This is a genomic window from Nocardioides campestrisoli, from assembly GCF_013624435.2.
GTDB lineage: Bacteria > Actinomycetota > Actinomycetes > Propionibacteriales > Nocardioidaceae > Nocardioides > Nocardioides campestrisoli.
Genome location: NZ_CP061768.1, coordinates 4124984 through 4145456, shown reverse-complemented (window position 1 = coordinate 4145456; position 20473 = coordinate 4124984). Strand labels below are relative to the sequence as shown.

The 20473-nt window shown below is 64.3% G+C and carries 23 protein-coding genes; 17 read left to right on the top strand and 6 right to left on the bottom strand.

Annotation, left to right across the window (positions count from 1 at the left end; all coding sequences use genetic code 11):
* The first annotated feature begins 537 nt into the window (after nucleotides 1–537).
* The 6 genes from H8838_RS19635 to H8838_RS19610 are packed head-to-tail and all read left to right on the top strand — an operon-like array spanning nucleotide 538 to nucleotide 3830.
* Nucleotides 538–861: a WXG100 family type VII secretion target gene (locus H8838_RS19635; protein WP_185995572.1), complete on the top strand. Its 324-nt coding sequence runs from the start codon at nucleotides 538–540 to the stop codon at nucleotides 859–861.
* Between the two features lie 2 nt (nucleotides 862–863).
* Nucleotides 864–1169, top strand: a complete 306-nt coding sequence (locus H8838_RS19630; protein ID WP_185995573.1) for a WXG100 family type VII secretion target — start codon at nucleotides 864–866, stop codon at nucleotides 1167–1169.
* Nucleotides 1166–2530, top strand: a complete 1365-nt coding sequence (locus H8838_RS19625; protein WP_185995574.1) for an HNH/ENDO VII family nuclease — start codon at nucleotides 1166–1168, stop codon at nucleotides 2528–2530. The genes H8838_RS19630 and H8838_RS19625 overlap by 4 nt, the downstream gene beginning before the upstream one ends.
* 9 nt (nucleotides 2531–2539) lie before the next feature.
* Nucleotides 2540–3115: a hypothetical protein gene (locus tag H8838_RS19620; RefSeq protein ID WP_185995575.1), complete on the top strand. Its 576-nt coding sequence runs from the start codon at nucleotides 2540–2542 to the stop codon at nucleotides 3113–3115.
* A 47-nt stretch (nucleotides 3116–3162) separates the two neighbouring features.
* Nucleotides 3163–3519 carry a DUF2185 domain-containing protein gene (locus tag H8838_RS19615; protein ID WP_185995576.1) on the top strand — a complete coding sequence of 119 codons (357 nt, stop codon included), beginning with the start codon at nucleotides 3163–3165 and terminating at the stop codon, nucleotides 3517–3519.
* Nucleotides 3516–3830 carry a hypothetical protein gene (locus H8838_RS19610; protein WP_185995577.1) on the top strand — a complete coding sequence of 105 codons (315 nt, stop codon included), beginning with the start codon at nucleotides 3516–3518 and terminating at the stop codon, nucleotides 3828–3830. Before H8838_RS19615 ends, H8838_RS19610 begins: the two co-directional genes overlap by 4 nt.
* Before the next feature lie 66 nt (nucleotides 3831–3896).
* Here the strand turns inward: H8838_RS19610 and H8838_RS19605 are convergent, their stop codons facing one another.
* Complete coding sequence (locus H8838_RS19605; protein ID WP_185995578.1) at nucleotides 3897–4622, bottom strand: thermonuclease family protein; 726 nt, start codon at nucleotides 4620–4622, stop codon at nucleotides 3897–3899.
* A 325-nt stretch (nucleotides 4623–4947) separates the two neighbouring features.
* Between H8838_RS19605 and H8838_RS19600 the strand changes: the two genes are divergently transcribed.
* Entirely contained in the window at nucleotides 4948–6195 is a 1248-nt protein-coding gene (locus tag H8838_RS19600) for an IS256 family transposase (protein WP_191465640.1), read from the top strand.
* 133 nt (nucleotides 6196–6328) lie between these two features.
* Here H8838_RS19600 and H8838_RS19595 read toward each other — a convergent pair whose 3' ends face one another.
* Nucleotides 6329–6829 (bottom strand): hypothetical protein, encoded by a 501-nt coding sequence (locus tag H8838_RS19595; protein WP_185994234.1) that lies wholly within the window; start codon nucleotides 6827–6829, stop codon nucleotides 6329–6331.
* A 687-nt stretch (nucleotides 6830–7516) separates the two neighbouring features.
* Between H8838_RS19595 and H8838_RS19590 the strand changes: the two genes are divergently transcribed.
* The 4 genes from H8838_RS19590 (at nucleotide 7517) to H8838_RS19575 (ending at nucleotide 9793) form a co-directional block, all read left to right on the top strand.
* Entirely contained in the window at nucleotides 7517–7858 is a 342-nt protein-coding gene (locus tag H8838_RS19590) for a hypothetical protein (protein WP_185994235.1), read from the top strand.
* A gap of 220 nt (nucleotides 7859–8078) precedes the next feature.
* Nucleotides 8079–8408 (top strand): hypothetical protein, encoded by a 330-nt coding sequence (locus tag H8838_RS19585; RefSeq protein WP_185994236.1) that lies wholly within the window; start codon nucleotides 8079–8081, stop codon nucleotides 8406–8408.
* A 9-nt stretch (nucleotides 8409–8417) separates the two neighbouring features.
* A complete protein-coding gene (locus H8838_RS19580; protein ID WP_224766274.1) occupies nucleotides 8418–8690 on the top strand; it encodes an immunity protein Imm33 domain-containing protein in 273 nt (90 codons plus the stop codon).
* 209 nt (nucleotides 8691–8899) lie between these two features.
* Entirely contained in the window at nucleotides 8900–9793 is an 894-nt protein-coding gene (locus H8838_RS19575; protein WP_185994237.1) for a hypothetical protein, read from the top strand.
* 257 nt (nucleotides 9794–10050) lie between these two features.
* Here H8838_RS19575 and H8838_RS19570 read toward each other — a convergent pair whose 3' ends face one another.
* A complete protein-coding gene (locus H8838_RS19570; protein ID WP_185994238.1) occupies nucleotides 10051–10776 on the bottom strand; it encodes a hypothetical protein in 726 nt (241 codons plus the stop codon).
* Nucleotides 10777–10896: 120 nt separating this feature from the next.
* On the opposite strand from H8838_RS19570, the gene H8838_RS19565 reads away from it, so the two are divergent.
* Nucleotides 10897–11823, top strand: a complete 927-nt coding sequence (locus H8838_RS19565) for a hypothetical protein (RefSeq protein ID WP_185994239.1) — start codon at nucleotides 10897–10899, stop codon at nucleotides 11821–11823.
* A 45-nt stretch (nucleotides 11824–11868) separates the two neighbouring features.
* On the opposite strand, the gene H8838_RS19560 is transcribed toward H8838_RS19565, so the two are convergent.
* Nucleotides 11869–13347: an ApeA N-terminal domain 1-containing protein gene (locus tag H8838_RS19560; RefSeq protein WP_185994240.1), complete on the bottom strand. Its 1479-nt coding sequence runs from the start codon at nucleotides 13345–13347 to the stop codon at nucleotides 11869–11871.
* A 416-nt stretch (nucleotides 13348–13763) separates the two neighbouring features.
* Between H8838_RS19560 and H8838_RS19555 the strand changes: the two genes are divergently transcribed.
* The 3 genes from H8838_RS19555 (at nucleotide 13764) to H8838_RS19545 (ending at nucleotide 16982) form a co-directional block, all read left to right on the top strand.
* Nucleotides 13764–15044 (top strand): IS256 family transposase, encoded by a 1281-nt coding sequence (locus H8838_RS19555; RefSeq protein WP_185994241.1) that lies wholly within the window; start codon nucleotides 13764–13766, stop codon nucleotides 15042–15044.
* A 109-nt stretch (nucleotides 15045–15153) separates the two neighbouring features.
* Nucleotides 15154–15624, top strand: coding sequence for a hemerythrin domain-containing protein (locus H8838_RS19550; protein WP_185994242.1), 471 nt, complete (start codon nucleotides 15154–15156; stop codon nucleotides 15622–15624).
* A 584-nt stretch (nucleotides 15625–16208) separates the two neighbouring features.
* Nucleotides 16209–16982: a hypothetical protein gene (locus tag H8838_RS19545; RefSeq protein ID WP_181310128.1), complete on the top strand. Its 774-nt coding sequence runs from the start codon at nucleotides 16209–16211 to the stop codon at nucleotides 16980–16982.
* An 858-nt stretch (nucleotides 16983–17840) separates the two neighbouring features.
* Here the strand turns inward: H8838_RS19545 and H8838_RS19540 are convergent.
* Together H8838_RS19540 and H8838_RS19535 are read right to left on the bottom strand one after the other, a co-directional pair.
* On the bottom strand, nucleotides 17841–18203 hold the full coding sequence (locus tag H8838_RS19540; RefSeq protein WP_181310129.1) for a hypothetical protein: 363 nt from the start codon (nucleotides 18201–18203) through the stop codon (nucleotides 17841–17843).
* A gap of 827 nt (nucleotides 18204–19030) precedes the next feature.
* A complete protein-coding gene (locus H8838_RS19535) occupies nucleotides 19031–19384 on the bottom strand; it encodes a hypothetical protein (protein ID WP_181310130.1) in 354 nt (117 codons plus the stop codon).
* A 399-nt stretch (nucleotides 19385–19783) separates the two neighbouring features.
* Between H8838_RS19535 and H8838_RS19530 the strand changes: the two genes are divergently transcribed.
* Together H8838_RS19530 and H8838_RS19525 are read left to right on the top strand one after the other, a co-directional pair.
* A complete protein-coding gene (locus tag H8838_RS19530; RefSeq protein ID WP_181310131.1) occupies nucleotides 19784–20101 on the top strand; it encodes a hypothetical protein in 318 nt (105 codons plus the stop codon).
* A gap of 40 nt (nucleotides 20102–20141) precedes the next feature.
* Nucleotides 20142–20459, top strand: a complete 318-nt coding sequence (locus tag H8838_RS19525; RefSeq protein WP_181310132.1) for a hypothetical protein — start codon at nucleotides 20142–20144, stop codon at nucleotides 20457–20459.
* Nucleotides 20460–20473 lie beyond the last annotated feature (14 nt).

Below are 20473 nucleotides of genomic sequence, written 5' to 3'. Positions count from 1 at the left end.
CAGACGACGAGCGAAGGTAAGGGTCCCGGCGGCAGGTAGTACCAAGTGCAAGCACCCGTTGTTGCAGGTCAAACACGGCATCCGACACCCCGACCGCCACGACTCCACGCACCACCTCCCCCACGAGTTCGGCCCGGTGTCGCCGGATCCCCCTCGTCCCCTGCCCTGTGGAAGACCGGAACGGGCTCCTGCGTGACCTGCCATGGTTCTGCGATGAGACCTGTAGCAGACGTTCATGCGCTGGCCGACTTCCTATTCGGGCCATGTGGCGATGCCGAGTGTGAAGCCGCAGACGCTCCAGGAACGGCCAGCGTCGCCGGCGTCGCGGAGGCGGAGTTGTTCGACGGGTCGGTGTCGCGCGGCCGGAGGACAGGAGACGCGACGAGACCCCCACCAGTCACCGAGGCGACGCCTCCTCGGAGGTGAGCCCGTCGGGTCGTGCACCAAATTAGGGAACTCCGTGCGCCCAGACGGCGATCGTGTTTTCGCACGGTGGGGGCGGGTAGGACCCGCGAACAGACTCGGGCAGGGGGGCCAATGAACCGTGTGAGTTTGACGCACGCTGCTTTCGCCAAAGCCAAGGCGGATGTGAGTTCCGCAGCTGATCGGCTCCATCACGACCGGAACTCCATCGATCAGCGCGTGACCAGTTTCCTGGGAACTGGCTGGACCGGCTCGGCCGCAGACGCGTTCGATCACGCATGGGAAGACTGGCGCCAGGCAGCGGGAGACGTCTTGTCCGGTCTGCGCGCCATGCGCGAACTCCTCGACGCCGCCCATCATGACTACACCGCCGCGGACGATGCATCGCAGCAGAAGCTGGACCAGCTCTCTGTCCGGCTGATCGAACGGCTGGGCTGACCATGGGGAACGAGTACGTCTTCAGCGTGGATCTCGCCGAACTGGACCACCTCGTGGCCGACGTGCAGGCCACCGAGACAGCTCTGGAGCAGCTCGCCACCGACCTGGAAGCCCAGATCCGGGCCCTGCATCAGGTCTGGGAAGGGCTTGCTGCCGAAGCACAACGCGTTGCTCACCAAACCTGGGAGCAAGGCATGCAGGAGATGCGCGCCGCCCTCGCCGATCTCAGAGCGGCAGCCCGAGACGCCCACGGACACTACACAGCCAGCGCGCAGGCCAACACCGAGATGTGGGACTCCCTGTCGTGAGGCTAGAAGTCGACATCGCCGGCTACGAAAGCGCCGCCGACGCCCTGAACACGGCCAACCAAAGAGCCGCAGCCGCCTACGACAACTTGACCTCATCGTTGTCAGGAACCAGCGGGATGGGTGGGGACGACAAGTCCTCCGAGGAGTTCGTTTCCTCCTACGACTCCTCCGCACGACAGATCGTCGGTGCCATCTCAGACCTCGTTACCGCACTCGCAACCGTGACCGTGGTCACCGAGAGCTCGGGCGCCAACCACCGCGACGCCAACAACGCCTCGGTCTACCGCGGACGACACGGGCAGATGACCACCGGCAAGAATCGCTCCCCAGTCGAGGTGGCCCCCTATACGCCGCCGTCGGCCCTGGGCTCGGACGCCAGCGACACCCCGATGTTCTGGGACCTCATCGTCGACCACCTCCAAGGGTGGGCATGGCCCAGCGCCGACACCGGCAGGCTCCGGCAGGCCAGTGCAACCTGGCGCGCGGTTGCCACCAGACTCGAGGCGATCCCGAGCTACACCGACGTCGCGATCTCCGAACTTGGGAACCAGAGGTCTCCCGAGACCTACAAGGCCACTGTCGCCTTGACCGAGATCGGCCAGGCCGCTGACGACCTCGCGACCGAGTCACGAGCCCTCGCCACTGCTTGTGAGGACTACGCCGAACAGGTCGAGCAGACAAAGGAGACGGTCAAGGGACTGCTCAAGGACCTGGGTATCGAGGTCGGGGCGACCGCCTTCTTCGCCGGGCTGGGAAGCCTGGCCACGTTCGGGGGAGCAGCAGCAGCCGGAGGACTGGTCGCCGCCGGGAGAGCGGTCTCCTACGCCAAGAAGGTCATCACCGCGCTCACGGCCATCAAAGCGGTCCACGCCGTCATCGTGTTGGCCAAGACCGTGGACAAGGCCACCGACGTGCGTCGGATCCTGCGCAAGTACCGAAGCGCGAAGAACATGCGCAAACGACCCACTGGGAAACTCCCGGACAAGGGGAAACCGAACTCCTACGGCTACGACACCCACGGCAACCGCCTGCCCTACGCGAACAGCCGACCCTCCTACGGCGAGGACCAGGTCGACGACGTGTGGCGACAGGCGATGGACGAAAACAGCGAGGTCTGGGTGCTGAACAAGGACGGCGACCTGGTCAAGGTCGATTGGCAACCAGGTCAACCCCGTAAGAACGTGTGGGACATGGGGCATGCGCCCGGGGAGGAGTACCGCACGCTGCGTGACCAGTACCTCTCAGGGCGGATCAGCAAGGAGGAGTTCCTCCAGCGCTACCGCGACCCGTCAAACTACGAAGTGCAGCATCCGGGCAGGAACAGATCCGGGATCGACGAAGCGGTCCCACGACGGAGATAGGTTCGAACCATGGCATGGCTCAAACGCGGCAAGCCGCGCGACACCAACGCCCTGCACGCTGCCCTGAGGCACGGCACGTGGGAGGACTTCCAGGGGGCCTATCAGCCAGAGCACGTCAATTATGACGGCTACTCGGGTGACACCCTGCTGACTCTGGCCTTGGCCCACAACGACTCGGCTCTACGCGTCAAGATCGCCACCCGACTGCTGGACGACGGCGCCGACGTCACCAAGGAGCACCCCCTTCACGTCCTCGTGGGCCGTAACGAGCATGACTTCGACGCCGAAGCGGGACTGCTACAGCGCATGCTCGACCTGGGCGCCGACATCAACGAGGTCCTACCGGGATTCGGGACGCCGCTGGAGACTGCGGCCGCCAAGTTCAAGTTCAGCGACAAGTCCCTGACCCCCTTCTACGACGTGCTCCTGGCCCGCCCTGACATCGACCTGGTGCAGCCCGGGCTGGACGGACGGCCCGTCCTGATCAACCTGCGCAAGTGGTACGCCAAGCGGGGAGAACTGGTCGAACGCGTCGAAGCGCTGCTGATCGAGCGCGGTGTCCCCCTTCCCGACCCGACCAAGTAGCACCCAGCCGCACTCCAGACAAGACGCGCCCGATCCACGGAGGACACATGCCCGACACCATCGAATTCATCCCGGATGCAGGCGCTTGCCTGGTGTCGAAGAACGTGCTCTCCGGCGCGGGCCGCGTTCGCTGGATGGTGCGTGAGGAGTCACGCGCAGCAGCAGACAACGGTTGGCGGATCTTCAGCCACATCGACACCAGCGAATACCTTCATGACGCCAAGAGCCTGCAGATCGTGGACTTCAACCGAGTCTGCGAGATCGAGCCAGCGCTCATCGGTATCTGGGATCTTCCGGTCGGCTCAGACCTACAGATCGTCGACGAGGGTCACGGCATCCGCATCGTCGACACCCCCACGGGCCGAGACGTTCCGTTGGAAGCCCTGTACGTGCCAGGCCGATGAGCGTGACCGGGGCCGAAGGGCTGAGACCAGACCCATTCATCGAGTTCACCAACGATCGGCACGCCGCCGAGCTGTTGCGCCTCAACTTGCGAGGCATCGCCAACCAGCACCCCACCGACTCGATGGGCCGCCTGATCAGAGAGGTGCTCTCCGGTGGTCGGGGCATCCGTGACCTGCAGCGCGACCCGGAGTTCATGGACCTTATGTGTGAGGGCGTTGAGGTCTACCGGGATTACATGACCACCCTGTCGCCCGAAGAACGCGCAGACCTACTGGCCCGTGCCCACGAACTGGTCGCCGACGACGAGTAGACCCCGTGGAGGACCTTGATCTGAGCTTGGGCTGTAGGCGCCTTCGCGCCCACAGCCCAAAGCCAATCAGCAGTAGCCCCAGATACCGCGGTCGGTGTTCCTGGCCTGCCGCTCGGCCTTCTTGTAGAGCGAAGTTCGCTGGAAGGGGTTGCCCTGGAAGACGTAAACCTCGGCGTGGCCCTTGAACACCTGGCGCCGGCCCACGTCGAGCTTCCCCTTCTTGTGGATGTAGCGCAGGATTCGGCCGTAGCGGTCCTGCAGGTCTTGGCTCGGGTCGGAGATCAACAGCACCCGGGTACGCCTGGGGAGCATCGACTTCATGGAGTCAGAGGCCTCACGTCCGCCGCACTCAACCCCTCCGAAAACCTCCGGGGTGTCAATCCCCAGCACTCGGACATCCTTCTTTCCGCCTGCCGCAAGACGGACCTTGACCGTGTCACCATCGGTCACCTTGATCACCCGCGCCCACTGCTTCACAACCTGCGGCTTCGGGGGCTTGGGAGGAGCGGGCGCGGGGGTCGGAGTCGGCGTCGGTGCCGGCGCGCCCCCCCGGGGGTCACGGCCAAAGTAGTACGGAGCCGGGTTCGACTCACAGACACGCCAGTCACCGTCAGCGTCAAGCCGGTGCGGGTCCGCGGCCGGGCTGTTGTTGAGGAAGAAGAGCTGGGCTGCGCGCTGAGACGGGAAGTCGCCGCAGTCCATGTCGCCAGCGTGTGCCGGGCCGGCGAGGCCCCCAGCGACCCCTAGCGTCAGAGCGGTAGCGATGCCCAGATTGGTGACGGTCTTTCTCATGATGTTCCCCCATGTGCTGTGGATGCGACGCAGGAGACGCTAGGACGAATCGCGACTCCGTGCGCGAGGTTCCCACCATGTCCCCAAGATTGGTTCTTGGAGGCTCTGGACGACTCGATCGAGGGCAGCCATACAGAGCCGGACCAAAGTCGTTCGCATCGGGGCCTGTCGGATCAACTCGCGACGTGACGCGATAGTTGAGTCCCCGATAGTGGTGTAGCGCGGTCGCCGAGATCGTCACCGGCGTGTACGGAAGACGTAGATGCGGCCACCGCGTGATCCTTCGAGTGAACCTCTCACAGAACCCTCGAACGGAGTCATCACGATGACCGCACCACACATTCTCGACCCTGCCGGCCTGCTGGGTGAAGCCCTGGCCGAGGCGAGTCCGGATCTGATGCGTTCGCTGCTGCAGACGATCATCAACGCCCTGCTGTCCGCCGATGCCGACGCCGTGGTCGGCGCCGAGTACGGGCGACCCACTCCGGGCCGGACCGCGCAGCGCAACGGCTACCGCCGCCGCCCGCTGGACACCCGGGTCGGCACCATCGACGTGGCGATCCCGAAGCTGCGGAAGGGCACCTACTTCCCCGAGTGGCTCCTGGAGCGCCGCAAGCGCTCGGAGTCCGCGCTGATCACGGTGGTGGCCGACTGCTATCTCGCCGGCGTCAGCACCCGGCGGATGGACAAGCTGGTCAAGACCCTGGGAATCGACTCCCTGTCGAAGTCGCAGGTGTCGCGGATGGCCGCCGAGCTGGATGAGCACGTCGAGCAGTTCCGCCACCGCCCCCTCGATGCTGCGGGCCCGTTCACCTTCGTCGCTGCTGACGCGCTCACCATGAAGGTCCGAGAGGGCGGCCGGGTGATCAACGCGGTGGTCCTGCTGGCCACCGGCGTCAACGGCGACGGACACCGCGAGGTCCTCGGCATGCGCGTGGCCACGAGTGAGACCGGGGCGGCGTGGAACGAGTTCTTCGCCGACCTCACAGCCCGCGGCCTGTCCGGGGTCCGCCTGGTCACCTCAGACGCTCACCCGGGGCTGGTCGAGGCGGTCGCGGCGAACCTGCCCGGTGCCGCGTGGCAACGGTGCCGCACCCACTACGCCGCGAACCTGATGGCGGTGACCCCGAAGGCGATGTGGCCGGCCGTGAAGGCGATGCTGCACAGCGTCTACGACCAACCCGACCGGCCTGCGGTACACGCCCAGTTCGACCGGCTCCTGGACTACGTCGACGGCAAGCTCCCTGAGGTCCATGACCATCTCGACGCCGCCCGCGGCGACATCCTCGCCTTCACCGAGTTCCCCAAGGACGTGTGGACCCAGATCTGGTCCAACAACCCCGCCGAGCGCCTCAACCGCGAGATCCGCCGCCGAACCGACGCCGTAGGCATCTTCCCCACCCGTGGCGCCATCGTGCGCCTGGTCGGTGCTGTCCTGGCCGAGCAGACCGACGAATGGGCCGAAGGCCGTCGCTACCTCGGACTCGACCTCCTCGCCCGATGCCGCGTCAACCTCGTCCCCACCACCGACACCGAGATCGGAGCTGATCAACTGCCCGCCCTGACCGCCTGATCCGAAGAGAAGGAACGCAGCACTACACCACTACCGGGGACTTGACCGACGCGATTCAGGACGACGCGAAGTTCTCGTCGACGTCGCATAGTGGGCTGGTGGCGACCCGGCCCCGCATCGCAAGAGTAGAGGGTTACAGGACCACGGCCTCGAGGATCCCTGCCCGGTTCTTCTCGAACGACGCCTGGATCTGTCCTTCGTGCGCATCCGCGCTTTCGACACAATTAGTTCCGAGCCAGAGTGAGAGCGTGCCGGGGGCTTCGCGTCTGTTCACGTAGGCCCGGACCTCGCCTGCCTTGGGTGGGCCCCCGACTGCGCAGATATCCCACTCGATGCCGCCCGACTCAACCAGGACAGGATCGAGGACCTTCACGTGCGCCCGTAGCCGCACGCGGTAAATCTCCCTCGACACACGTGAGCTGCCGTCCACTCCGATGCCATTTTGACGACGAGCGTCGGAGAGACTCTCGTTGCTCACCAAGCGGTGCTGCGCAGCGGCCTTCTCTCCGACGTGGGTGATGGCTCCAACTTTGAACGCATCGCTCAGGTAGCTCGTGCTGTGCCACCAGTCCTGTCCGGCCAGTGCTTGCAAGCCATCCCTGAGTCGCGCGGCAGCGCTGCGAGTCAGGCGCACGGGGCCCTCAAGTTCGTGGTTGCGTCCCGACCTCGCCCCGGGACAGCGCGCACAATCGCGGTGCATGGAGGCCCTGTATCCGCGAACGAACGGTTCTTGTTTGCGCGGCTCCATGCACTGAGCGCAGGTCAAACCCCAGCAATCGGGATTCTGCTCCACCGGCCATCCAAGGGAGAGACGGTGCTGTCCATCTCTCGATGCATGAAAGAAGGGAATCTGTGCTGCACCTTCCTCGGACATGGCGGTCCTCTCATTCCACGTAGCGATAACCCGCTGACTTCTCCGCGCATTCAATCGGACGGACCGGGTTTGTGGGAGGGGTTGGGCCGGGAACGCACCCGCTGAGAACCGACCGCAGGCCTCCGGAGCGTCAGCCGCAGCGGGTCACAATCGGCTTGGGCAATGCTTCCAGGAACGCGTTACCGACGATGGGCGCGAGAATGGAACGGGGCGTCGAGCCAGAGGGGCTAAGGCTGATGGCGGTCGGGACATGGCCGACACGCATCGTGTCTTCCATGCAGCAGCACTGCTGTGCGAAGCAGACGCGCCAGAAGCCCCGGCGTGGTTTCGCCGGAAGCAGCCCCGACTCGACGACCGAGTGCCGGTCCAACTTCTGCGTGAGGAGTCCCTAGGGGTCGCAGGACCGATGCTCATCGCTGCCGTCCGCCGCCAGTTGGGACTCACCCTATGAGTGAGCAGCCACCAGTCGAAATCCTGACCAGCAACCGGGTCAAGGTGTCCAACGGCATCCTCACCCAGGTCCACTCCGCCCGAGCATGCGCGGACCGCTCGTACGGCTGCTGGATTCACCACCCGCGGGCGCACGCGCTGTCAGTGGCTCCCGTGCATTGGCGCGAAGACCGCGGCATCGCCGAGCGGATCTGCGACCACGGCATCGGGCACCCCGACCCTCAGGATGCCGCCTACAACTTCCACGAGCTTGGTCGCGACATCACAGTTCACGGCTGCGACGGCTGCTGTCGACCATTCCCCTCATGGGCGCTCGCACCCCGCGAAGAGGATCGCTGACGCGTCTCGGGCGGGGACAGAGAACGGGTGGAAATCCCATCCGTCTGCGACTCGGAAATCACCCTCAGGCCTGTGGATAACGCGGAGGCCAGTCATCCAGAACCTGTCATGGTTTTGGCATGTCGCAGGTGGAGAACCCCCACGCCCTCGCCGGCCACTCCATGTTCTCCTCGGGGCGAACAGGCACGACTTCGAAGCCGAGGCCGTCCTTTTGCGGCGCATGCTGGACCTCGGTGCGGACGTCAACGAGGTGTACCCCGGGTTCGGGACCCCCTTGGAGACGATCGCGCGCAAGTTTACGTTCAGCGACAGCACCCTGCGGCCGTTCTATGACGTCCTCCTGGAGCGACCCGACATCGACCTCCTCGCCCCCAGCGAGGGGGGCGAACCTGTCGTGGTCAGGCTGCGCAAGTGGTACGCCAAGCGCGGAGAGCTCGTCGAGCGGATCGAGGCAAAGCTCACCGAGCAGGGGATCCCCCGTCGCGGCGCCTGCAAGCTGAGCGCCTCGTCCAGCAGGTGCTGGCACAGTCATAGGCACACGTTGCCCTGAGGAGTCGTCATGACGGACACCATCGAGTTCATTCCCAATGCAGGAGCCTGCCTGGTCTCCAAGAACATCCTGAGCGGTGCCGGGCGCGTGCGCTGGATGGTCCGCGAGAACTCGCAAGCCCGAGCAGACAACGGCTGGCGCATCGTCAGCCACATCGACACCACCGAGTATCTCCACGACGCCTCCAACCTCCAGATCGTCGACTTCAACCGAGTCTGCGAGATCGAGCCCGCTCTCTCGGCATCTGGGACCTGCCCGTGGGGTCCGACCTCAGATCGTTGACGAAGGGAACGGCATCAACATCGTGGACACGCGCACGGGCCAGCCGATCCCGACCGCACAGATGTATGTCCCCTAGAACCGGATCGTGCCCAGCAGCGCCGCCCAGCGCCATATCGTGAACTCGCACCCCGACCGCCCATGTGTAAGCGCGAGCAGACGTGGCAAGACAGCCGCGGTCGAGGGACCAGCAATGGAGAGCGGTGTCAACATTGACGAACGACTTCTCGCTAGAGGACTTCGTGGCGGACACGCAGCGAAGCGGTCGCCTTGCCGCGGAGGCACGCGAAGAACTCGCGCTCGCCGCGCACGTGCTCTCCCGCGGGATCTTCCGCTTGTCGAACGAACAGTGGCCGCAGGACCGACAGGTCGTCTACCAAGAGGACTTGGCTCATACTCTCGATGACGCAATGGAACTGGTAGGCGAACTCATCTACCGGGAGGCCAGCTTGGATCTCGCCGCTGCCGCAGACTCTCTCAGAGGTTGGGCTGCCCTCATTGCTACCCAGAGCAGCTTCGTGGGGGCGGCGGCTGTCAGCCGTGCTGTCTATGAGTCCTGCGTCCTGACCGCGGCTGTGTGCGACCCGACCCTCACCGTCGAGATACGTGCCCAACGTGCGCTAACGCGGCGACTGTCACGTCTCCACGCGTCTGTTCGGTTTGCCGACATCGTGAACAGTGGCGACACGAAAGAGTTCCAAGCCGAGATCGACCGAATACTCGGCATCGCGACCGAGAAGGGTTGGTCCGTCAGGAGGGCCAGGTTCGGCGTCCACTACCTAGGGGAGCGCTTCTCTGTCGAGGGACTCACCGAGGAGGGAATCGGAACCACCGGCCTTGGGGAGCATGCGTGGAGGGCGACGTCGAGCCTCGTTCACGGTGAACACCCAGAGATCGCGCAGACCTGGATCCGTTTCGATTGGAAGCAGGTACCTAGCTACCTACCCGCGCTCTGGTCCACTGGCGTCATCGCTGGAACCGAGCACGCACTCAGAACGGTCTCTGAATACGTGGGTGCGAGTGTGCTGCAAGCCGAATGGACTGAGATGTCACGCGCTTGGGACCGGGTCTGCTCGCAATTGAGCGGCTGGAGACGGGATCAGTGATTCGGCCACGCCCTCTCATCAGACACGACGTGGCCGGGCGTTTCGACGGGAATTCCACGCCTTGCCTTTCGGAGGGCGGTGCTTTCGGCTCAGTTTCTTCTGACTCGATCCTTCCGAATGGGCCCGCTCAGTTGTAGTGGGAGAAGCATGCAACGACGCGGCTCTGCGAGCCGTGACTCCACGAGATGCTAGGCCGGGGAGACGCGTCGCGTGGCGGTCTCGCGCCCTATTCGCCAACCTTAGAGAGCTAGCCTGCGTTAGGAGCCCTCTATCTGAAGGGAGTCGAGGTAGGCGCGGCCGCCAGGCATGCTCCGCATAACGTATACCGCAGTCGCGATAACGACCAGCCGCTGCTCGCCAGTCTTATCGAAATGCGGCGGCTCCCAGAACTTCAGTTGTAGCGACACTCGCTTCTGGCTCGGCCATAGCCGGATCGTCTTAGTTGACTTGGATGACACTGAATCTATGCGTTCGCACATTGCCGCATAGCGGGCAACGTGCCTGTCCTGCCACTGGTGACGGTTGAGGACTGCTTGACCGGTCTTGGCTGCTGCCGCAGGGACGGCAATCCCAGTTGCGGCTGCTACCACCTGGTAGATCCTCACAAGGTAGGGCTGCATGCGGTTCTTCGCGATGTCGTCCCGAATAAGGGCACGGGTCTGGGAGGAAGTCTTGGCGAAGGCATCTTCGAAGCGTCGTATCAGTCGCAGGCCTTCGACGACGTCTTTTCCCCACTGCTCCTCGTCTTTCTTGGCCTGATCTTCTTCATCCATAGTCTTGCGGCCGTCGATTCCCCGGTACTTGTTGTCGGGATCACTCATGAGCGAACCCTGTTGTTGTGCCCGGCGGAAGTCGCGGCGGCTGATGCCCTTGCCTGCAAAAGGCCCGTTCGTCATGCGGCCGATCATGTCGGACCGCTCGAAAGATCGCCAGATGAGGCCGCGGGTCGAGCGCCTGTAGGCGGGGCCCAGCCAGCGCAGCAACGTTCCGCCTCGCTGCAACGACTACGGCAGGAGAGTCACGCCAGACCTCTACCGAACCTGCCTAAGAGCCACATCCCTACGGCAACGCAACCGCAGTGAACCCCTGACATACTCCGGCTCATGTCGAAAGGGAGCAGGAAACCGAGTCCACGCGCGGCAATCGATGCGGAAGCGCTACTCGCAAGCGCACGCGCCACAAGGGAAGCGCGAAATGCAGAACGGCTCGCCAGAAGGACCGACGGCCGACGGTTGTTCGTGGACGGAGCAGGCAACCCCGTTCTGCGTCCCGCGTTCGTCACCTACCTTGACGAACTCGGAACAACCGAGCGTCTTCTCAACTACGACGACGCTGCCCTTCGAGAAGATATTCGACTGTACGACAGGATGCGCGATCTCCTCCACAACGAGGAGATGTACGACGATGAACGTCAGCGTGCGCTCTACTTCAGCGACAACGTTGTAGTGGTCGAACCTATCGATCCGCACCCCAGCGTTGGCGCGGATCTCGGTCTCTTTACTCAGGTCTTTTCGGCCGCCGTTTACCAGTTGAACCTCGCAGTGAACGGCCGCTTTCTGCGAGGCGGCATTGCTGGCGGTATGGCGTACGCAGATGGTGAGTTCGTGACTGGCCCGGCACACGTCTGTGCTGTGCTGCTTGAGGAGAAAGAGGCGGTCGTACCGCGTGTCCTACTGAATGACATCGCAGTGGGACTGGCGCAGCGTCATGTTGAGGATGAGGCGCCTGCCCCATCGGCCTTCGCGACCTACCTCCTAGTTGATCAGGACGAAAGAGTTTTCGTCAACTACCTACCCGCAGTGTTTGAAGACGAAGGTTTCGTGCATGCACCGAATCCCCGCGACGGCCTAGTGGCACATCGCGACCAAGTCATCGCCATGCGCGCTCGATACCCCTCGGGAGGCGTGGGCGAGAAATACGACTGGGTTGCTGCGTACCACAACTATGTAGTGACGAACTCACGGGTTGACAACCGCTCTGAGCTATACATCCCAGAGGCTCCGACCCTGACTTTCACCCCGTTTGCGTAGCGTCCCAGTCCCTCAGGGTGGACAGTGGGCCGAGTTGCTATTGGCTCAGGAGTCGTCTGTGGAAGTGGCCAGCCACTTCCACGCATGATTGGCCGTGCTCCGCCATTCCGGGTGATTCTTCACGATCTCCCGCTGACGTTCAGTCGCCAGCCCGAGCTCATGCAACAGGTTGAGTATCACCACCGCTGATGTGACGTTCACGACGGCGATCAAATCGTCTACAGACTGGCGTGGAGTTTGGCCTTCGTGAGCGAGATCGTTGCGAGCCCTCGTCGTCACGGTCGCCCACCGATCGACGTCAGGTACGAGCCGTGCAATCGCGTCTGCATCTGGACGAAGTGCGAGTGCGCGGAGGCGGTCCCGCAGTGTTGGGTCGTTGCGAAGCGCGGACTTGATCCTCTCCTGGTGTTGCGCCGGCACTAGTTGGAGAATGTCCTCGCGGATGGCTTTGAATTCCTTGGCAGGGATCGGGGATTCGGAAATTCGTAGTTCTCGATGCAAGACCTCGGCGGCGCCTACCGCGACAAGGAGGTTGTTCTCGACGTACCGAGGGGGCGCGTATCGCAGGCCAAGGATCATGTTTGAAGCCGCCCGCAGGCGGCCGTACACCTCGCTCCATCGCGGAATGATGTCCACAAAGGGGATGTCGTCACACGTGAAGAAGATGTTCCGCGACTCGGTAGCCTTGGCGTCGTGATGCCCTACCCGAGCCGGGGGGTAAAGAACGTCCACATCCAAGTCGCGACTAGGGCCGTCCGCAGTCGCCGGTTCCAGGGACAGCCCCCTAAGCCGAAGCCAGATAACACCGGCGGCGCGGTGCGTGGCCAGCGAGACGAGATCTTCGACGAAGCGAGCGAATGCGAAAGCGTCGCGTAGCGAACATGGATTGTCTGGCCTTATTCGTACGAATGCCGTGTCGCGTACTCGCCCGATCAACTCTCCTCGGCGCCTATCGAAGAAGGGCGAGGTGTAACGGTGAGCGAGCACGAACTCGGCTCCATCGACTCTGACGGAGGGTTCCTCCACCGGGGTCACGACTATGGACCCTCCGCCGGACAGCCGACCGTCCTTCAGGCTGATCGATCCACTTAGGACGGAGGATCCCGCCCACTCGCCCAAGTCCTCCACTGAGACGTCGCAGCGAGAGAACGCTGGCTCGTCCTCGTTGCCCACGTGCACGCCAATAAGAGCGGACGTCGCGACAATCGTCTGTTGGTCAGGACTCTTCACTCGAGCACCGAACGTCCGCCTCGAAGCTGTCGGGACGCAGCCCAGGAGAGTGATCTCCCGTTGATTGGCGACGCCCAATATCCTGTCCCAGGATCGTGCGCCTTGATCGATGGACGCCCCGCCAGGCATATCTACGACGATGCGGTCCTCAAACGCACCAATCAGGGTGACCCTCAAGCCATCGTCGGGGGTGTACCGGAGTGTTCCCGGTACTCGTTGCTGCGGCTCATCTGGAAGCCACCAGAGTCCTGACCACTCGCTCTCGTCACTGAGGCTCAATGGTTCCCTTGACATGCACGCATTCCTTTTTTCGCGAGCCCAACGTCTTCCAGAATTCCGTCAACACTCCCCGTTGAGTTCGGGGCCCGCGCCGCGTTGCAGATCGTGCATCCATGTCCAGCGACGCTAGTCGGCACCCCGGAGGCCGCCCAGTCCTGTGGCTGAGGGTAGCGGCATTCCGGTTTGGGGACGGCTACGTCAATAGTCGCGCTCACAACCGTTCAAAGCCTTGGTGGGGCCGGGACCCCTGCACCGACCCGTTGACGCCCTCGCAGGGATGTCTGTGCCTGTCGCAAGAGCAATGATCAGAACCTGTGGATGGCGCTCGGCGAGGTGACGTGAAGCGGACGTACCTCCCGAGCAAGATCGAAGCCCATGCTCAAGTTCGGATCAGGGTCGGCGTTGGCGCGCCGGCTCGGGAAGGTACGTCCATGCTCAAGGTAGTTCACGACGCCGAGGCGTCCAACGAGGTCAGCGGTGGGTCGCTGCTCGACGAGATCGTCCGCGACGGCGCTCGGCAGATGCTCGCCGCTGCGCTGCAGGCCGAGGTCGCCGCCTACATCGAGGCATTCAAGGACGAGCTCGATGAGAACGGTCACCGGTTGGTGGTCCGAAACGGCCACCACGACCCGCGGGAGGTGACCACCGCAGCGGGCGCGATTCCGGTGCGCGCGCCGCGGGTCAACGACAAGCGCATCGACGAGACCACCGGCGAGCGGCGACGGTTCGCCTCGGCGATCCTGCCGGCCTGGGCGCGGAAGAGCCCGCGGGTGGCCGAGGTGCTGCCGCTGCTCTACCTGCACGGCCTGTCCAGCGGCGACTTCGGCCCGGCGCTGGAGCAGTTCCTTGGCACGAGCCACGGCCTGTCTGCGGCCACGATCACCCGGCTGACCAAGGACTGGCAGGACGAGGCGGCCGCGTTCAACAAGCGGTCGCTGGCCGGCACCGACTACGTCTACGTGTGGGTCGACGGGATCCACCTCAAGGTCCGCCTGCAGCAGGACAAAGTCTGTCTGCTGGTGATGATCGGCGTCCGCGCCGACGGTACGAAGGAACTGATCGCTCTCGACGACGGCCACCGCGAGTCCACCGAGTCCTGGGCCGACCTGCTGCGCTCGTGCAAGCGCCGCGGGATGCGGGCCCCGGTACTCGCGGTCGGCGACGGGGCTCTGGGGTTCTGGGCCGCGGTCCGCACCGTGTTCCCCGAGACCCGCGAGCAGCGCTGCTGGTTCCACAAGATCGCGAACGTCCTCAACGCGCTCCCGAAGTCGGCCCAGCCGGGCGCGAAGGCCGCACTGGCCGAGATCTGGAACGCCGAGGACAAGGACCACGCGATGGCCGCCGCGCGGGCGTTCGCAGCCGACTACGGGGTCAAGTGGCCCAAGGCCGCGGCGAAGATCACCGACGACCTCGACGTTCTGCTGGCGTTCTATGACTACCCGGCCGAGCACTGGATCCACCTGCGCACCACGAACCCGATCGAGTCGACCTTCGCGACCGTCCGGTTGCGGCAGCGGGTCACCAAGGGACCCGGCTCCCGTGCGGCCGGGATCGCGATGGCGTTCAAGCTCATCGAGTCCGCCCAGTCCAGATGGCGTGCGGTCAACGCACCTCATCTCGTGGCGCTGGTGCGTGCCGGCGCAGAGTTCGAGATGGGCGTCCTCGTCGAACGACCCGACGAGGGATCGAGCGACCGGCAGCAAGTCGCCTGACGCTGTAGGCTGAGCGCAGCGTCGCGTGCTGGTGGCAGACCGTGCCAGGCATGGAGGCGTCGAAGTCGAAGAAAGGTGACGATTATGTCGTTCACCTCTTCGCCCTCACATGACTGAGGGCGAGAAGACCAGGCTGGTGGCCTGGAGTAGAGAGATGCGCGGGGTCCACGATCGGCTGCGCGAAGCACTGCGGGTGACGCGGGAGGCCGTTGCCCAAGGTGACCCCGCAGAGACAGCAACCCGGGACCTACTGCTGTTCTGCCACGGGTTCTGCACGGCCTTGACCAGGCACCACGAGGGCGAGGACCGGGAGTTGTTTCCCGCGATCGCCGCCGCTCACCCGCACCTGCGAGAAACGCTGCGCTACCTCGAGCAGGACCACTCGATGATCGCCCATCTGCTGGGTGGCCTGCAGGAGGCCGTAGAACAGAGCGTCAGCCCAGCCGAGCTCGACCGCCACCTCGAGGGCATCGCAGCCATCATGGAGTCCCACTTCGGCTACGAAGAACGCCAACTCCTGACGGTGCTCGACAACCTCGACCTAGACGCGGAGGTGCGCACTGTCTTCGGCCCCTTATGACGCTCGCGATCTGGCCCTGCGGCGGCACCGGCCAGGGCAGGAGGGTGATCATCCAGCGCCCAACGCGCCCATCCACAGGTCTTGACTATTGCTCCTGTCGCAACTGAGTCTGCCTGCGCACATCTTCAGTAACCCTTATCTGGGCGCCCTGCTCGCCAACCTGCGTCGACTGAGCCCACACCTGGGCATCCGGCTTTTCAGTCGATGCTCGCACTCGTCCGCAGGACGCAGATTCACCCCGTAGGTCGCTTAGGGTCTCCAATCATGCGACTGGCGGAGATCCCTAGCTTCTCCCGCGTCGGTGTCAGAGAGAGCGGCACCGACGGAGGCGTCGAGTGGTCTCGCACACGCTCGACGACGTGATCCGGCAGTTGAGCTCTCTGCCTACCACGACGGGCCGGTTGACATCAGCGGCTGCAGACTTGCCTTGTCAACGACTGCAGCTTGACCCTCCGGTGAGTAGGGCTGGCCTGCAGACTCAACGATCGTCGGCAGGTTGCCGACGATCTGTGAATCTGAAGAGATCGATCCAATCTGCAACCGTTGCAGATTGAGCGTGAGCGAGAGGCGGGATTCGCCCGGCAGTGACTGACGACACGCTCTTCGACGCGATGGGGCTACCTGTCCCAGAGAGCCTGCGCGCCTCGGAGGCGGTGTGGCTTAGACCCGAGAACCTCTCGGCAGAGGAGAGAGTGGACCGGTTGGCGGCTGACGCTGCACTCATCACAGAAATGCGATCCCTCGGCTTCCGAGGCCCGGACTGGGACGAAGTGGCGAATGAGTTGGCCCGCTACGGATGCGCCGTGATCGGCGCGTGGATCCATCGCGATCAGATTCAACGAGAATGCGCCAAGAAGAGCATCCCGGCGCCCCCGATCTCCGGTGCTCTGCGTGAGGACGCTCAGGCCATCAGCAGTGTCGTCGATGAGATCGTTGCACGTGCTTCGGTTGCCTTTCGGGACGACGTGTTGCTGCCGGGGATCTGGGATCCACAACGAGGAGCGTCGTTGAAGACGTTCTTTGTGGGCCAGTGCTTGAAGCACTACGCAAACGCCGTGCGGTACTGGGAACGACACGAGGCACCCACGCGCCGGTTGGCCAATGCTGAGTTGGAACTGTCGCTTCTGGAGTCTGCCTGGAGTGGAAGCGTCGAGCACGACGTCCTCGTGTCGGTCGCTGCGGCAGACGTGTTGCGTGGGGCCTCAAGTCCGCGTGCAGCCCAGGCCCTGAGGATGGAAGCCGTGGGCTACAGCCATGTGGAGATCGCTGACTGTCTCAGCACCACCGTCAACTCAGTGAAGTCGATCCTGAAGCGGGAGCGCGCACGCGTGAAGGGCCGGGAAGGAAGGGCGGGATGAAGGAGATCAACAAACGGATCGCGGCGTCTTCACTTGGTACTGCCCAAGCCAGAGCGGCCAGGGAGAGCGTGCCTCCGGCGCGGTCGGCGCGGGTTCTGGCGAGGGCTGCGGAGATCCGAGAAAAAGTCCGAAAAAGCGTGACACCAAATGACCTGCGCTGAACCTATGAGTCAGCGACGTCGAAAGACGTTGACGGGCGGCTCCGTTGCGTACAACGAAGCCGCCCGTTACAACCGAGGTCATGACCGTCGGTCGCCAAGTTTCCTACTTCCTGGCAGCCGACAGCATACGGAGTTGTCGGCTGGCGCATAGGCATCGGCCCTCCAGCCTTGGTGAGTTCCGAGGAGGAAATGGAATGGCAAGGTCAGTCAGTAGGAGCGCCAAGACTGGGCGTTTCGTCAGCAAGGCCACCGTTGCGCGGTGGCCGGGGAAGACCATCACTGAGCGCGTGGGGCCCGGTACCGGGAACAGTCGGACCGTGTACCGGTCTGCTGTGACTGGAGAGTTCGTGACGAAGGGGGACGCTGACGGCGACCCTGGCGGCACGATGGCGCAGCGCGTCTGAGTGGTGGCGGGGGCGGTCGATCGGCCGGCCCCGCCATCCCCGCCGGAGAGCCGCTATGTCATTCGGTTTCGACCCTTCGGCCTTACCTGACGCGCGCACGCCGCCTCGGAGTTCAGGCGTAGTGGCCTCCCTGCCGAGCAGTTCGAGGCATCGGTGACTCACGCAGGGGACGCCCCCTACGGTGCTTCCAGGCGGCTTTTAATCACACCTCGCTCGCAGAGCGGGGCCGGGTTCCCTTTGCCTCCCCCCTTGCAACTGGCACGGCGAAGCAGTGCAGCGTCACATCTGATCTGTCACATTTGATCTGGCTGAGGGGCGACCGTGGGAGGAATTGACGTCGTTGCAGATCGCGATCGAGGTGCAGCATCGCGACCGAAGATGCGCTTGAAGTATGAATGATGCGGTGTTGCCAGTTCCTCAACGGTCTCAGTCGGACGATTTGCATGGCGTCGATATACCGCCGACATAGCAAGGTATTCCTCGCCTCCGGCACCGACCAATAGAGCGATCTCGATTGTAAGAATTAACCCGATCACCTGCGCGAAACCTTGACTCGTCATGTCAATGCCCTCAGAGGAGATCGCCATTTGCCACAGATGAGGCAGGCTGGCCCCCAGCCAGGCACCACCAATCAGGGTCAAGAGCTGCGCGGTCATTCCGGCGCGACGGCTAGCGCGCTCAGCAAGACGCGCGTATCCCAGCGCAAGCTCTCTCGACATCGGTGCGTCGACGGACTGGCCCGGTCTCGGCCAACGGGTCTCGCGCGCTGGCCAGGCTGGGCGTTGCCCGGATAGTGCCTCATCAGTCAGCTCGGCGAGTAGTGGCCGGCCGCGACCCGATTTGAACCTGTTCCACTCCGCCACGCTCCGACGACCGCACCAGAGAGCTCCCACGCAACAGAGGACTACCGTCACTACCCACAGTCCTGCCGTCCCTACCCACACAGACCACTGGGTGGGAGTCATTGCAGCTCCTCCTCAATGCGGGCGGGGAGCACGTCCTCGCCCCATGCGACCTTCAGCATGAGCAGCAGACCGGTAACAATCGCTCCAGTTAGGCCTACGAGGAGGCCAAGAGACACGATTTCGTCAGGCAACCCCGTCCATGGACCTGGGAGGAACGCCAACGACAATCCGGTCACCGCGAGTGAGAAGGAAGCGCATCCCCAGGTCAGGGCCGCGACCAGTGAACGACCTGGACGATTCACGACGACTTTCATCGGCACCTCGGTGGATGGTGTCAACTCGAGCCTCCATTGTCAGTGACATTTTGCCTCGCTTTCGAGGCGTGCGACAGCTTTTCGCTGTCGTGTGTGAAGTCACGCTCGACCCGATGCGACATCCATGTATCCCAGCCGTAGGCAGGACACTTGCTTAGTTCCGACTAGCCTGTCCTGGCCGAACCAAAATGTGCAACTGCCAAGGTGGGGGATCGGACGAGCGGTAAGACGATTCTTCGCCTCCTTCTACCGGAGATGCCACGTTCACGAGCGCCCCAGCCGGGCGACCAGGTCGGGCACGAGGTCCGCCAGCGGGCGATCCATCAGCTCGGGACTGGACAGCACGAAGAGCACGTCGTTGACGTCGTCCTCGGTCCCCGGCTCACGTCCGAGGTCGTCCCTGCTGGCGACCGCGTCCGCCCAGGCAGTCAGTTCAGCTCCGTCGATCCGACCTGCGCGGTACTCCGCCAGCACGTGCAGGACGTGCGCAGGGGACAGATCGAGGAGCTCGTCCTCGTCCCACGGATAGTCGGCCAGGCGGCTCCGTGCCTCCGCCACGCCAATGCGGTGGCTCACCAGGTCATCGAGCGCCTGCAGTCGTTGCGGGTCGGCGGTCATGGCTGCATCTTGTCCTTGATGTGGATGATCCTGCCGTCAGAGGCAGAGTCGTCCTGAGGTAGCGCCGACCGGCCACCATCTCCTTGGCGTCGGCGGACAGCGCCCTCAGTGAGCTCCCTGAGGTGGTCACGGTTCGGGCGGCGGCAGGCGGGCACTACGTGCGCAACGCCCGGGCGGAGTCATGGCCCACGCCGATATCCGTGGCGGGCATCGCCTCGACGCCGTCATCATGGATGGGGTGAGCGTGAACCCACCGCAATCACCGAGGGTGAACCGCAGTGTGCCGGGCCGGGCCGTCCGCATGACGTACGGCGCCCTGGCCGTGTGGTCGGCGCTGTTCGCCATGCCGCACCTCTACTGGGCCTTCGGCGGCCGTCGCGGTCTCGGAACGGAGAGCGGGTGGCTGACGCCGCGCTGGAGACCGCCTGGTTCGCCGCCTACAACCGGGGCGTCAGCTTGGCCTCGGTGGTCGCTGCCCTCCTGTGCGGCTGGTTGATGCTGCGCCCCCAGACCTACTTCCCCGGCTGGCGCCGCGCGCTGCAGGTCACCGGCGTGCTGCTGCTGATCAGAGGCGCCGTCGGGCTGCTGTCCCTGGCCCTGCTGCCGCCTGATCGCCCGATGCCGCCGTACCTGCTGGTCGCCGTGGAGCCGTGGTTCGTCCTCGGAGGGCTGTTGTGCCTGCACGCCGCTCGAGCGCGGGGAGCCCGCCCGAGCTGATCGCCTCCTGGCTTGCGGCAGATCGTGCGACGCTGGGCACGTGGAGGAGCTGGACATGCAGATCGTCCTCGTCGACGAACGGGACAGTCATTGGGAATCGACCACCCCGCGATTCCGCGTCTATCTGCAGACCCCAGGAGACTCGCGCCGGTCGCACTCCACGGCCACGTACGACGTGATCGGCGGAGACGTGGTGCAGGTGATCAACTGGGCCGCCGCGCGGGCGGGTTCTGACCTGACTTACGGGGTTGCACTCGTGTACGACGATGCCTTGGCCGAGCAGACGAACCCCGGCTCTGGGCGCGGATTGATCTGGTTGGTCGGGCGAGACCTGAACGACTCGTTCTACGTGCCGTGAGGCGGGCCGAGGGA

Bases quoted from the DNA above. Each gene is read 5' to 3' on its own strand.
- H8838_RS19535 (WP_181310130.1), bottom strand. From the start codon at position 19,384: ATGACCGCCGACCCGCAACGACTGCAGGCGCTCGATGACCTGGTGAGC.
- H8838_RS19555 (WP_185994241.1), top strand. From the start codon at position 13,764: ATGCTCAAGGTAGTTCACGACGCCGAGGCGTCCAACGAGGTCAGCGGT.
- H8838_RS19560 (WP_185994240.1), bottom strand. From the start codon at position 13,347: ATGTCAAGGGAACCATTGAGCCTCAGTGACGAGAGCGAGTGGTCAGGA.
- H8838_RS19630 (WP_185995573.1), top strand. From the start codon at position 864: ATGGGGAACGAGTACGTCTTCAGCGTGGATCTCGCCGAACTGGACCAC.
- H8838_RS19635 (WP_185995572.1), top strand. From the start codon at position 538: ATGAACCGTGTGAGTTTGACGCACGCTGCTTTCGCCAAAGCCAAGGCG.
- H8838_RS19580 (WP_224766274.1), top strand. From the start codon at position 8,418: ATGACGGACACCATCGAGTTCATTCCCAATGCAGGAGCCTGCCTGGTC.
- H8838_RS19590 (WP_185994235.1), top strand. From the start codon at position 7,517: ATGAGTGAGCAGCCACCAGTCGAAATCCTGACCAGCAACCGGGTCAAG.
- H8838_RS19550 (WP_185994242.1), top strand. From the start codon at position 15,154: ATGACTGAGGGCGAGAAGACCAGGCTGGTGGCCTGGAGTAGAGAGATG.
- H8838_RS19615 (WP_185995576.1), top strand. From the start codon at position 3,163: ATGCCCGACACCATCGAATTCATCCCGGATGCAGGCGCTTGCCTGGTG.
- H8838_RS19620 (WP_185995575.1), top strand. From the start codon at position 2,540: ATGGCATGGCTCAAACGCGGCAAGCCGCGCGACACCAACGCCCTGCAC.
- H8838_RS19565 (WP_185994239.1), top strand. From the start codon at position 10,897: ATGTCGAAAGGGAGCAGGAAACCGAGTCCACGCGCGGCAATCGATGCG.
- H8838_RS19610 (WP_185995577.1), top strand. From the start codon at position 3,516: ATGAGCGTGACCGGGGCCGAAGGGCTGAGACCAGACCCATTCATCGAG.
- H8838_RS19605 (WP_185995578.1), bottom strand. From the start codon at position 4,622: ATGAGAAAGACCGTCACCAATCTGGGCATCGCTACCGCTCTGACGCTA.
- H8838_RS19585 (WP_185994236.1), top strand. From the start codon at position 8,079: ATGCTGGACCTCGGTGCGGACGTCAACGAGGTGTACCCCGGGTTCGGG.
- H8838_RS19540 (WP_181310129.1), bottom strand. From the start codon at position 18,203: ATGACCGCGCAGCTCTTGACCCTGATTGGTGGTGCCTGGCTGGGGGCC.
- H8838_RS19600 (WP_191465640.1), top strand. From the start codon at position 4,948: ATGACCGCACCACACATTCTCGACCCTGCCGGCCTGCTGGGTGAAGCC.